This window comes from Pedobacter panaciterrae (assembly GCF_013204795.1).
Taxonomy (GTDB): Bacteria; Bacteroidota; Bacteroidia; order Sphingobacteriales; family Sphingobacteriaceae; genus Pedobacter; species Pedobacter panaciterrae.
Genome location: NZ_JABMKW010000008.1, coordinates 909,356 through 922,401, shown reverse-complemented (window position 1 = coordinate 922,401; position 13,046 = coordinate 909,356). Strand labels below are relative to the sequence as shown.

Genomic DNA, 13,046 nt, shown 5'->3' with positions numbered 1-13,046 from the left:
TTTAATATCCTGGATTATTTGGCCCTAATGCCGGATCTATCAGCAGCTGATCATTGGGAATAGGCATCAGGTATTTTCTGACGTCAGTAATGTTCAGTACAACGGATGCTCTTCCTGTTCTTACCAGGTCAAACCAGCGGTGCGGCTCAAAAGCAAATTCAACTCTTCTTTCATTTTCAATAGCCAACAACACATTTGCTTTGGTAACTGCAGGTGTTCCCGCCAGTCCAGCACGGTCTCGCACCGCATTCAGGTCAGCAATGGCACCGGCTAACTTATCATTGGCAACAGTTGCACCGTCGGGAGCCTGGTTACTTCGTGCTTCGGCGCGGATCAAATAAAGTTCAGCTATGCGAATCAGATAAGAAGGATCTGTTGCAGGACTCCTGTAATATAAATTGCCATACCAACGGTTCTGGTTGTCTTTTGCCACCAAAACACTTCTTGTACCTCCAATCAGTGGATCATTTACCAATGCTACAAATGCATCATTGGGTGCCCATTGGCGAGTTCCTCCATTTTGCTGAGGCTGCCATTGTCCACGATGCCCATTGGTTTCTGCTGCGCTGTAAAAGAGTTCGAACACAGACTCCTGAGTGGCCCTGGCATCGTTCTGAAAGAAACTTCCAAAAGGTTTCAGTAATTTGTAATTCGCGTTATCAACAATCAGCTTTGTTGCATACAATTCTGCATTTGCCCAATCGCCTCTATATAAGTAATACCGCGACTTTAGCGCCCATACTGTTTTTCGGGTAGCTCTATGTCTGTCCGTAGTTTCAGTCAACAGAGGTTCTGCTTTATCCAGATCGTTCAACACTTGTGCGTATACTTCATTTTGCGGACTGCGCGGAATCCCACTGTTATCAGTTGCCGTTTCAGTAGGCTTGGTGATCAGCGGTACGCTGCCCCAGGTGCGGGCCAGATCGAAATAGGCTAATGCACGAATAAAATAAGCCTGACCGACGATCTGGTCTTTTGTACTTTGGTTAAGGAGTGGATCTGTTACTCCAGGAACCTTTTGAATAACCTGGTTCGCCCTGCTAATGGTTAGGTAAATGGCCGACCAAGCGCTGCTGATGGTAGAGTTGTCAGCACTAACATTATGATTTATGAATTCCTGAACCTGTGATTGTGAACCTGTCCATTGTATGTTATCACCATTGAGATATCCAATTGACTGAAATGTGGTACCATAATAAGACCCGGATGCCAGTGCAGCATAAACCCCGGTTAGTGCAGTTTGTGACGATGCATTGTCGTAGATCGTTTGCTTGTCTGACACTGATGCACGAGGCTCTACATCCAGGTATTTCTCGCAAGAGGAGAAGGACAGGATGCTAAAGAAGGACAAGATATATATTGCTTTTTTCATGATTTCTAATTTCTTATCCCTAATTATAGGGACACATTTATACCAAATTGAAAACTCCGTGGCTGTGGTGGTGTACCCAAATCAATTCCCTGCGCATTTTGTGAACTACTGGCAGAAGACTCAGGATCAAGGCCTGTATAATTGGTGATCAGGAACAGGTTATTAGCCGTCACAGACAATCTCACCCTATCCAGCTTAACCCGTTCTGTAATCGATTTAGGAAGTGTATAACCAAGTACCAAAGAGCGTAAGCGCAGGAAAGAGGCATCTTCCAGCCAACGACTGCCATCATCTTTATAGTTGTTGTTGTTAATTCCATCTGGCCTTGGTGTGTTCGTTACATCACCAGGCTTCTGCCACCTGTCTACGTTACTGGCAAAAATGATACGGTTGGCATCACGTGCTCCGCCAGCTTCACCAAAAAACCTGTTGTGGTTATACACCTTGTTTCCATAAGAAAAGGAAAAGAATACACCCAGATCTAATCCTTTATAAGCAAAATTATTACCCATACCGCCAAAGAACTTAGGCCATACGCTCCCGTAGACCTGCCTATCTGCAGCAGTGATCTTACCATCCTTATTGTAATCATCATACACCACGTTACCCGTTTGTGGGTCTACATAAAGCTCTTTATATAGGTAGAAAGAGTACAAAGGGCTTCCCTCTATATTCCAGATCAGGTCCCTGCTTCCAAACTTCACCGGTGCAGATAATTTCTCTATTTTGTTCTTATTTCCGGATATATTGAAGCTCGTTGTCCAGTTAAAGTCCTTTCCTTTAATATTGGTAGAGCTGATTCCCAGCTCATAGCCCCTGTTACTAATCTCTATCTGATTTTTAGTATAACTACTAAAACCTGTTGTAGCGGCTAACGGGCTGGAAATTATCCCATCACTGGTATATTTTCTGTAGTAATCAAATGAAAATGCCAGCCTGCCCTCAAATAAAGAGAGATCAAATCCTGTGTTGAACTGAGTAGTTTGCTCCCAGCCAAGATCAGGATTGGCAATTTGCTGAGGTGCTGTACCTGGGTTTCCAAGGTATGATGAACCTCCAGACCAAAGGCCAAGTGAAGAAAAATCATCGGCACCATTCTGGCTTCCTGTAATACCATAACTAGTTCTGATCTTCAGATCAGTGATAAAGTCCACATTTTTCAAAAAGTTTTCTTCTTTAACCTGCCATGCTGCACCTACGCCGGGAAAATACCCCCATTGCTTGTCCTTTCCGAATGCAGATGATCCATCCGCACGCAGACTGAAATCAAGCAGGTATTTGCCATCGAAATTGTAATCAAGCTTAGTAAAGAAGGCAGCAAGATTCCTTCTCGACCACCTTTCTGAACCAGTAGTTACCGCAGCCGAGGAAATAAGCTTATACGAATTGTTGGCAAAGCCTCTGCCGGTGGCCGAAGTGGTACTACTCACATCGCTTTGCAATGTATTACCCACTAAAATGCCAAATGTATGTTTGTCATTAACCTTAAAACTATAGGAAAGTGTTTGCTCATTAAGCAGCGAGGTGCGCTGACCAACGGATGAAGTGGCCAGACCATTTGGACTTCCCGAGATCAGGAAAGTATTCCAATATTCAGATTCAGGATAATTGGTATAGTCCAAACCAAAACTGGAACGGAACTTCAGTCCTGGTAAGAGTTCTGCCTCACCGTATAGGTTACCAATGTAACGTAAACTGGTAGAGTTGATGTCGTAATTTTCAAGCAAAAGCTGTACATTATCAAAGCCGGCTCTACCAACCAATACACCCTGTGCATTATAAGGTGACAGATATGTAGGTGTGTGCAGTGCCGCCTGAAGTAAACCACCAGCTGGCCCATCTCCTGCCCGGCCTTCATTGCGGTGGGTCCTGCCAAGGGTGTTGCTTATACCCACTGTTATTTTATTAGTGATCTTCTGATCAAAATTTGCCTTGAAGCTGGCGCGATCGAAAGATATAGGTGCCAGAATTGACTCCTGTTTGTTGTATCCCGCCGAAATGTAATATTTTGTTCCGTTGTTTCCTCCAGCCAAAGAAACATCGTAATTCTGCAGCGCAGCAGTACGAAAAACCTGACTTAAGCGGTCGTAAGTTTGCTGCTCTTCAGGTAAGCCTCTGCCTCCTTCTGAAACAGGACGGAACGGGCGGGTAGCAAAAGTTCCACCAGTATTGATGTAATTCTCGTTAATCAATTCAGCATGTTGTGGGCCGGTTGCCAGATCCCATAGTTTAATGGCTTTTGCAAAACCATTATTTACATTCAGATCAAGCTTCGGCTTCTGGTTAAAGTTACCACGCTTAGTGGTAATGATAACAACCCCATTGGCTCCCCTAACCCCATAAAGCACAGTTGCTTCAGCATCTTTCAACACAGAAATACTCGCAATATCGTTCGGGTTAATATCAGCAATAGGCGATGTGGACTTACCACCTGTATCATAAGTCTGCAAGCTGGTATTACTTATAAATACCCCATCTATCACATACAAAGGATTGTTGTTTCCGTTAATACTATTAGCCCCGCGCAGTCGAATGTTTACAGTCTCGCCTGGCACACCCGTATTATTGGTGATCTGTACACCAGCTACTTTTCCCTGAAGCTGCGATTCAAAGCTACCACCCGGAATGTTCTTTACATCATCGAGACTGGTTTTTACGACAGATCCGATTACGTTTCTGCGCTCCTGCGAACCGTAGGCCACTACTACCACATCATTTAATTGGTTAGTAATCTCCTTTAATTCTATTTCTATAGCTTCAGTTCTGGCTATCACTTCCCTTTTCTCATATCCGATAAAAGTGATAACCAAAGTATAGGGCAGTTTCTGGCCAGTTACAAAGTTGAACCTACCATCTTTGTCAGTCTGTACCGAATGTGTAGTACCTGTAATGCTTACACTGGCACCGGCGATTCCTTTTCTGGTTACCTGGTCTATAACCTGCCCTTTTAATGTAGAATTGACAATTGTTTGGGTTTGAGACCTGGAAATCAATGGAATAAATAAAAACATTATAAGACCGCTAAGCAGCAGTAATGTTTTTTTAACAAAGGAGCGAGCACTAGATAAAGGCCTCTCCTTTTTAAAATTTTGCATAACTTTAAAAAGTTTTAATTAATTAATCGTTGGTTGAAACTAGTGGCATTTCAGTAGGTGATTGGCGTTGCATACTGATGGCCAGCGTAAAGGCAGGATCTTATCCTGTCTTTATTTTTTTAAGGGAGTAGCAAAAATGCTATTGCTCGAAACAGCAACAACAGTAAGCTGAGAATTTCAACTTCAGGCGAATAGATGTGGCGTCTTCTTTTTTGTGGAGTAATTGTTTTTCCATGTGTTTATTTAATCATAGTAATTGATTCTTTTTCCACAAATGTAACGGCATTTTTTACAAAAACAAATTAATTCTATCGATTTACTAGATTTTATTATATTTGGCCGTCATAAGTCAATTGTAAATTAGAAATGAAAATAAAAATTGTTGTTGGAACAGCCCTGCTAGGTCTGATTTTATTTCATCAGGTATCTGCCCAGCAGCCCGTCCCATCAACGCATAAAAATGGGACAAGTTATCCTTCAAGATTTGGCTTTGGCAGGTTGGCTACAACAGCAGAAATTGCCTTATGGGATATAGACGTACGTCCAGATGGAAAAGGACTTCCTGCGGGGCAGGGTGATGTATTAAAAGGTAAAGTAATATATACATCAAAATGTATGGCTTGTCATGGCAATAACGATACAGATCTTTCAAAAATCAAACTCCCTGCTCCCGTCCTGGTTAGCGATACTTTAGCGAAAAGCAGGCCTAAGGCCATCGGAAATTACTGGCCGTATGCAACTACATTGTTTGACTACATCCGTAGAACAATGCCTTACAACCAACCCGGATCATTGACCGATAACGAGGTATACAGCATTACTGCCTATCTTCTTTATGCCAATAAAATCATTAAACAAAATCAGTTGCTGAATGCAAAAACATTACCAGGTATCGTTATGCCTGCAAAAAAACTGTTCATTATGGATGACCGTAAAGGAGGGCCTGAAGTCAGGTAAGGAACAATGAAAGCGCAAAAAAAAGATAAACAAGTTATAAAATCCAACAAGATAAGCCGCCGGACCTTGCTTGGCGGGATGGTTGCTGCCGCTGTTTTACCAGTGAATTCGATATTTGCAAAACATGTACAAACAGGACCGCATATTGCCCCTGAACCACCAGAAGATCCGACAAAAACAATAGGCCCCGGCCCAAGTGCACAAGGCAAGCGCTCAACATTTGAACATCCTGTACGCAAGTTTTCGGAGACCTCTTCACGTAGCCCTTTGCAGGATTTTCATAGCACCATCACTCCTTCCGATCTTCATTACGAAAGACACCATGCCGGCGTACCAGCCATTGACCCACAAAAATATGAGCTGCTTATCCATGGAATGGTTGAGCGTCCAATGAAATTTACACTTGCAGAGCTGAAGCGTTTTCCCGCTGTGAGCCGAATCTGTTTCCTGGAATGTGCCGGTAATTTTCGTGGAGGAAAGGAAGAATTAACTCCACAGGAGATACTAGGGCTTACCAGTCAGAGCGAATGGACCGGAGTTATGCTGTCAACCCTTTTTCGTGAAGTGGGTGCTGATCCAAAGGCTTTATGGTTCCTGGCAGAAGGCTCAGATGCTGCTGTCATGACCCGCAGCGTTCCGGTAAAAAAGGCCTGGGACGATGCTATGATCGTTTATGCACAAAATGGAGAGGCTATCAGACCAGAACAAGGATATCCGGTACGCCTGCTGCTCCCGGGATGGGAAGGCAACATGAACATCAAATGGCTGAGAAGAATAGAGTTATCAGACGAACCCTATATGACCAGGGAAGAAACCTCAAAATACACCTACCCGGTAAAAGATCGTATACGAATGTTCAGCTTTGAAATGGATGCCAGGTCGATTATTACTTTTCCTTCTTATCCTCAAAAGATAATGCCTGGCTGGGTTGAGATCAGGGGAATTGCATGGAGTGGCAGAGGAAAAATTGAAAAAGTTGAAGTGAGTACTGATGCGGGGAAAACCTGGCAGGATGCCAGACTACAAGATCCGGTGCTAAGCAAGGCGCATACTTATTTCAGGCATCTCTGGCAATGGGATGGTAGCCCAACGGAAATACTAAGCCGCGCTGTTGATGAAACAGGATATGTACAGCCAACCCTTAGGCAACTGGCTGAAGCACGTGGCACAGCTATGGGTGGTTACCACATGAATCCCATTACATCATGGCAGATTAAAACAGACGGCAGCACATTGTTTAAGCCCGAATAGATAGCAACCCTTTTACAAGGGCTTTCCATTGAGGATAAGACAGCCCAATTTTAGCACCCCAACCTACAAATACATTGCGGATGTTATCAAGGGTGTTATCGGTACCGGTATTAGGCATCTCGTTCCTACCGTGTTCCTCTGCACTAACAGTATTCCCCATACGTTTGACCTGAAAGGTCGAGGTTGCCTCATCTGTGAGAAAATGCGCTGTATCCTCTTTGTCGTTTAAAGGGTTAGCAGAAGGCCGTACCGTGATGCTCAATACTTCTGCACCATCCAATTCCTCGGTTATGATCTGTTCAATCCGAACCCAATCATAGCCTTTACCTGCAACAGTTCCCGGACCAGGAATATCAATTTTAATATGATCGCCATCTATTGCAAACCTGCTTACCTGATGACCACTAGAATCGGTAAGGTAAAAATTTGACATTTCAGTACCTGCGATCTTTGCCCATTGGTTTATATCCAGCAATCTTTCCTTCACAATTTTAAAAAAATCTACCGCCTCGGCTACCGAGGCTAGTTCGACCTTTTCTACGGCATTCATTTCTGTTCCGTTCTGTTGTTCAGGGACATGACTTGCTCCCGGATCATTGTTATGATTTGTTTCCATGATACCAATAGCAACTGATACAATCCTAAAAAGTTTTGATTTTAAATAAAATTATAGTGGTCTTCTCTTAGTCAGGAAACACCATCTGCTGTATACTGCTTCAACATATTCGTTGATGGGGCAAAAAACAAGCTGCCGGTGCATGCAGTGCTGAAATCGAGTATCCTATCGTAATTTCCAGTCGGAACTCCAATAAACATTCTTTCCAGCATTTTATGAGTAGTGCTAAAAGTGCTGGCATATGCAATAAAGTATGTGCCAACCTCATTTTTTGATGGAGATCCGAAGGGCATGTTGTCTCGCACGATCTTCAGCTCGTTGCCATCTTCATCTTCTATAGCTGCCAAAGCACTATGTGAGTTGTCAGGTTTTAGGTCATCAGGCATCTCAATATCGCTCATTTTATACCGACCTATTACTTTTTCTTGTTCTTCGACTGGCAGTTTTGTCCAGCCTCGCATATCATGCAGATACTTTTGTACGAAAAGGTAACTTCCCCCTGCATAAACCGGATCCTCGTCACCAACCGTGGCAAAGAATTCGCGTTGATCGCCTACGGGATTTTCTGTGCCATCCACAAAACCGAGGATCGATCGGCCATCCCAATACCTAAAACCATGTATTTCTTCCAAACAATCTGCAACCGGGTCTAATATTTCGGTTATAGCGGTCAACATATCAAAACAAACGGACATATCGGTACCACGTAAATGAAAATGCAGATCCCCTGGAGTAGCTACAGCCGTATGTTTTAAACCGGTAACAGGTTCAAAATTCTTAAGTTCTTTGGGTAGTGGTGTGGGCAATGAAAGTTGAAGCCAGGCATCATGACCAATACCCAATACACAACTTACCCGCCCACCAGGAACCCGTATAATATAAGAATGGTTAAGGTTAGCTACCAGAGCGCAAAGTTTTTCGAATGCAGGTTTGATTTCTATATTGTGCTTAAACTTCCACACAGTGAATATGGTATTATTATTTGGGTAGTCCGTTATATTTTGTGACTCTTGCGTTATCGGTCTTTTCATATCATTCTAATTTAAGATTTAAAATTAAAAACATGAGACAAGATTTCTGCAGAAAAAAAGATTCAGAGGCTTTTTTTGTAATTTTGTTATCCTTTTGATTTATGAAATAAAATCTCCACTATAAGTAAATACTTAAATAAAAGATGATCACAAGACAGCGCACCAATTGGCTGAAAATGTTATTTATATGGAAAGGATCCGTAATAAATAAAATTATCGTCCAGCTTATAGTTATTGCAGTATTATCATTGATCACCCTATACTTTAAGGGGAAAATATATGACTATAAAGTACACCTTAATCCCACAATTTTCACCTTAATTGGCCTGGCTTTAGCTATTTTTATGGGCTTTTGCAATACGGCAAGTTATGATCGGTATTGGGAAGGGCGAAAACTTTGGGGCGCATTAGTTATTGAATCCAGGTCTTTGACAAGGCAGGTGTTGACGCTTATAAATGATCCTTCTCCTGAAGGAAAAAAAAGCAAAGAAGATTTCATAAAAATGATAGCAGCATTCTGCTGGTCTCTTAATTATCAATTGAGAAATAAGTCCGGAACAGAACACCTTTCCCGACTGCTTTCGGCAGAGCAAGTGGATTATTTAAGAGATAAAAGACATATTCCAGTGATCATTTTAGATTTTATAGGAGAATGGGTCAGCAAACAAGCCAAGAAAAATCATATTGACACCATTGTTTTAGCTTCTATAGATAACAGGCTTAATCAGTTTTCACAAATCGTTGGAGGTTGTGAACGAATTTCCAATACGCCTTTGCCGTTTGCATATAGTGTCTTATTACATCGTACCGTTTATTTTTACTGTTTTTGGCTACCCTTTGGTTTGGTAGATAGCTTAGGCTGGATGATGCCTTTGATCGTGTTACTTATTAGCTATACTTTCATTGCTTTAGATGCGATTATACAGGAAATTGGCGAGCCGTTTGGAGAAGAAGAAAACGACCTCGCTCTTAATACCATTTGCAGGGCTATTGAACATTCGATTTTTGAGCAGGCACAAATTCCACAGGAAGACTATAAACCTACCAATTCCTATTTTGTAGACTAACTTATAATTGGTCTATTAATTCGTATATTTTAGGATTATGCTTTTTGATCTTAATTTTAACAAATTTTGATGCTGGCATATTACTTCCCCGGACAACATTATTAATAGAAACCAACACGTTGGTTTCAGGAAAATAAGTCATGGTGTTCCCTTCTGGTATCTGGTATGAAACGATAATGAATAATGGAGCGATCCGTTCGATGCCGTTGTCATAATTAAACAAATCTACCTTTTCCCCATCTGCAAATCCCGCTTTCTCAATATCTTTTTGATTCATAAATATTACCCGACGCTCATTCTTAATCCCTCGGTACCGATCGTCAAGCCCATATATTGTGGTATTAAATTGGTCATGCGTACGCGTTGTCGCCATCATATATTCATCCGGAGCTAGTACATTTTCAGGTATGGATGTTAGGGTAAATGGAGCCCGATCGCCAAATTTCTTGGTAATGAAGTTCCCTTCTCGTGCAGCATTAGGCAAATAAAATCCTTCTTTATGCCGCACCCTTAAATTATAATTCTCAAAACCCGGGATGCACTTTTCAATGTCGTCCCTTACCGCATCGTAGCTATTGGCATAGCGTTGCCAGTCGATAACCGACCTCCTCCCTAAAGTTGCAATCGCCATTCGGCATACAATCTGTGTTTCGTTCACGAGCTTATCCGATATTGGCTTTAGCATGCCCTTAGATGATTGTACTACGCCCATTGAATTTTCCGTACTCACAAACTGTGGTTCACCATTAACCATGTCGATATCACTGCGTGAAAAGGTTGGAAGAATCAATGCTTCCTGCCCATGCACCAAGTGGCTTCGGTTAAGTTTGATAGAAACCGAAACGCTTAAATTAAGCTTCCTTAATGCTTTAGCAGTAAAAGTAGTGTCGGGTGTTGCCGATAAAAAATTTCCACCCATACTAAAAAAGACTTTCACTTTGCTTTCGTGCATAGCTTTGATTACCCCAACCACATCGTATCCATGTTCACGGGGAGGATCAAAGCCAAAAACTTTTTGAATGCGATCCAACTGTTCGTTACTGGGTTTTTCGTTAATCATCATGGTTCGATTGCCCTGAACATTGCTGTGTCCCCGAACCGGACAAACACCAGCACCAGGCTTACCTATGCTTCCTTTAAGCAACAGTAAGTTTACGATCTCCTGAATCATCTCTACTCCGTTAGGTTGCTGAGTAAGCCCCATTCCCCAACAAAAAATAATCCGCTTTTTGAATGCCAGCATTTGGGCAGCCTCATAAATTGCAGCTTGTGATACCCCAGAGGCAGCTGCAAGATCTTCCAGTTTGTAATGGTCAAACTGTTTGATAAAGGCATCGTACCCAATAGTTTTATCTGCAATAAATTTTTGGTCAAATACCTCGCCTGGAGATTTTTTTTCAAAATCAATCAGCAGGAGCCCGATAGCTTTTAAAAGCTCCATATCACCATTTATTTTTACAGGCAGATAAAGATCTGCAAGCTTAGCACCACTTCCAATAATGCCATTTATTTGCTGCGGGTTATGAAAACCCATCAGTCCGGCCTCTGGCAAAGGATTAATCGCAATGATTTTTGCCCCGTTTTTTTTACCTTTTTCCAATGCACTCATCATTCTGGGCGCATTGGTTCCCGGATTTTGCCCAATGATCACAATCACGTCTGTATCGTAAAAATCATTTAGCTTTACAGTTCCCTTTCCAATACCAATGGTTGGCAACAAAGCAGTACCCGATGTTTCATGACACATATTAGAGCAATCTGGCATATTGTTGGTACCAAATTCTTTTGCGAATAGCTGATATAAAAATGAAGCTTCGTTACTCGTTCTGCCAGAGGTATAAAAAGCAGCTTGATCCGGTGTTTCTAGTGCATTTAGATGTTCCGCTATTTTTTTAAAAGCATCATCCCAGCTGATAGGCTGATAATGAGTGCCGCCTTTTGGCAAATAAACAGGTTCGGCCAATCTCCCTTTACTGCCTATTTCAAAATCCGTTAATTTGGCCAGATCGAAGACAGAGTTCTTTTTAAAGAAGTCTGCAGTAACTTTTTTGGTAGTTGCTTCCTCTGCCAGAGCCTTTGCCCCATTTTCACAATATTCGCCCAAAGGAGATCGATCATCATCTGGATCAGGCCAGGCGCAGCTTGGACAATCAAAGCCTCCCATTTGATTCATCCTAAACAAAGCCCTTGTACCACGAATGGGTACCCCCTCCTCAAAAAGATCACCAAATGCCGCCATCACAGCAGGAATTCCTGCAGCCCATTTTTCAACCTTTGTTAATTTCAGGTCTAATAATTTGTATGGATTTTCTGCAGCCGGTTCTTTTTTCTCTTTTTCCATAGCTCATTTGTTTAGTAATGGATTGGGAAAATTATCACTCTGGTCCTCTTCAACATTATCAAGACAAGTAAAGTCTTTTTCAATGAGTAAGCTAACAGGCCCCTTCCGATCATCAAAACCCACCCTATCTGTATTGTTGAGTTCATCAACCATTGTTTTTGGTATGCTTAGTACAATCCGATCGCCAATGTAATCAGCCGACAGACCATCACCATCTATAGTTTCAATGGCATACACCAGCGTTTTACCCACAAACTCAGAACGTTCCTCTAGAAAGCCTTCAGATCCCAGCTTTGCGACGTCAGATTTGGTCAGTCTATATCTCAGCGAGTTGCCTTTAATTCTAATTTTCATCTGTATATTATTTGTTTTTCAATTGTTATGAAGCTGTCAGATTTTTCATACCACTATGTAGTTTGAGAAATCATGATGGTTTCATGCGATGTTGGTATTAATATTCTACTGCTTAAATTGTAAATATTGAACCTGTCTTCTTTCAGGAAACCCAAAAGTGTAATATCAAATTCCGCAGCAAGTTCCACTGCAAGACTCGATGGAGCGCCAATGGCAGCAACAATTGCAATACCGGCCATGGCTGCTTTCTGAATTAATTCAAAACTTGCCCTTCCACTCAGCAATAAAATATGCTGATCCAATGGCAGGTCGTCGTTGACTAGTGCCCTGCCAATTAACTTGTCAAGTGCATTGTGTCGCCCAACATCTTCCCGCAACAGAACTAAATCACCTTTGACAGTAAAAAGGCCTGATGCATGAATGCCTCCGGTAGCTGCAAACCCGCTTTGGGCTGCACTTAACTTTCCTGCCAATTTATATAATATATCTGTTGATAGGTTTAATTGGGGTTTATCCTGATTATTAAAAGGACTAACTGTCCTAATAGATTCAATAGAGCCTTTTCCGCATACTCCGCAACTAGAGGTGGTATAAAAATTCCGGTCAGATTGCTGCAACTGAGGTATGAAATTTTCAGCGAGTTCCACCTGCACGATATTCTGCTTTTGTGATGAACATTTCATGTCTAAGTGATAGGTATCAGTCACATCCTGATAAGAAGAAATAATTCCTTCTGTAAACAAAAAGCCTACTGCAAGTTCCAGGTCATTACCTGGCGTGCGCATGGTCACAGATATATTCTTTTGTATCCGCTCTGACCGGGGGCCATAAGCAATTCTTATTTCAAGAGGCTCTTCTATGGAAAGTAGATCCGATAAAGGTGCACTTATTAAACCCTTAACCTTTCTGACAAGTATCTGCTTTATGGAAACTAATTCTAAATCCTCCATTTCCGTACGGTT

The 13,046-nt window shown here is 41.9% G+C and carries 10 protein-coding genes; 3 read left to right on the top strand and 7 right to left on the bottom strand.

The genetic code is table 11. The features are described from left to right. Nucleotide 1: 1 nt before the first annotated feature. Both HQN86_RS06130 and HQN86_RS06125 read right to left on the bottom strand, forming a co-directional pair. Nucleotides 2-1,372: a RagB/SusD family nutrient uptake outer membrane protein gene (locus tag HQN86_RS06130; RefSeq protein ID WP_172660113.1), complete on the bottom strand. Its 1,371-nt coding sequence runs from the start codon at nucleotides 1,370-1,372 to the stop codon at nucleotides 2-4. 23 nt (nucleotides 1,373-1,395) lie between these two features. Further along, nucleotides 1,396-4,383: a SusC/RagA family TonB-linked outer membrane protein gene (locus tag HQN86_RS06125; RefSeq protein ID WP_246269448.1), complete on the bottom strand. Its 2,988-nt coding sequence runs from the start codon at nucleotides 4,381-4,383 to the stop codon at nucleotides 1,396-1,398. Nucleotides 4,384-4,833: 450 nt separating this feature from the next. Between HQN86_RS06125 and HQN86_RS06120 the strand changes: the two genes are divergently transcribed. After that, nucleotides 4,834-5,424 (top strand): c-type cytochrome, encoded by a 591-nt coding sequence (locus HQN86_RS06120; protein WP_172660111.1) that lies wholly within the window; start codon nucleotides 4,834-4,836, stop codon nucleotides 5,422-5,424. Between the two features lie 6 nt (nucleotides 5,425-5,430). Then, entirely contained in the window at nucleotides 5,431-6,675 is a 1,245-nt protein-coding gene (gene soxC / locus HQN86_RS06115; RefSeq protein WP_172660110.1) for a sulfite dehydrogenase, read from the top strand. Here soxC and HQN86_RS06110 read toward each other — a convergent pair. Beyond that, complete coding sequence (locus tag HQN86_RS06110) at nucleotides 6,662-7,291, bottom strand: hypothetical protein (RefSeq protein WP_172660109.1); 630 nt, start codon at nucleotides 7,289-7,291, stop codon at nucleotides 6,662-6,664. The genes soxC and HQN86_RS06110 overlap by 14 nt on opposite strands. 71 nt (nucleotides 7,292-7,362) lie before the next feature. Then, the gene (locus HQN86_RS06105) at nucleotides 7,363-8,322 is read right to left on the bottom strand and encodes a Dyp-type peroxidase (RefSeq protein ID WP_216854331.1); all 960 of its coding nucleotides are present in this window, start codon (nucleotides 8,320-8,322) and stop codon (nucleotides 7,363-7,365) included. A gap of 143 nt (nucleotides 8,323-8,465) precedes the next feature. On the opposite strand from HQN86_RS06105, the gene HQN86_RS06100 reads away from it, so the two are divergent. Next, nucleotides 8,466-9,389, top strand: coding sequence for a bestrophin family protein (locus HQN86_RS06100; protein WP_172660108.1), 924 nt, complete (start codon nucleotides 8,466-8,468; stop codon nucleotides 9,387-9,389). 1 nt (nucleotide 9,390) lies between these two features. Here the strand turns inward: HQN86_RS06100 and HQN86_RS06095 are convergent, their stop codons facing one another. Genes HQN86_RS06095 through fdhD form a run of 3 tightly spaced genes read right to left on the bottom strand, consistent with a single transcriptional unit; the run spans nucleotide 9,391 to nucleotide 13,034 of the window. Then, on the bottom strand, nucleotides 9,391-11,730 hold the full coding sequence (locus HQN86_RS06095; RefSeq protein WP_172660107.1) for an FdhF/YdeP family oxidoreductase: 2,340 nt from the start codon (nucleotides 11,728-11,730) through the stop codon (nucleotides 9,391-9,393). A gap of 3 nt (nucleotides 11,731-11,733) precedes the next feature. Then, on the bottom strand, nucleotides 11,734-12,084 hold the full coding sequence (locus HQN86_RS06090; protein ID WP_172660106.1) for a DUF7009 family protein: 351 nt from the start codon (nucleotides 12,082-12,084) through the stop codon (nucleotides 11,734-11,736). A gap of 53 nt (nucleotides 12,085-12,137) precedes the next feature. Further along, a complete protein-coding gene (fdhD, locus tag HQN86_RS06085) occupies nucleotides 12,138-13,034 on the bottom strand; it encodes a formate dehydrogenase accessory sulfurtransferase FdhD (protein ID WP_172660105.1) in 897 nt (298 codons plus the stop codon). Between the last annotated feature and the right edge of the window lie 12 nt (nucleotides 13,035-13,046).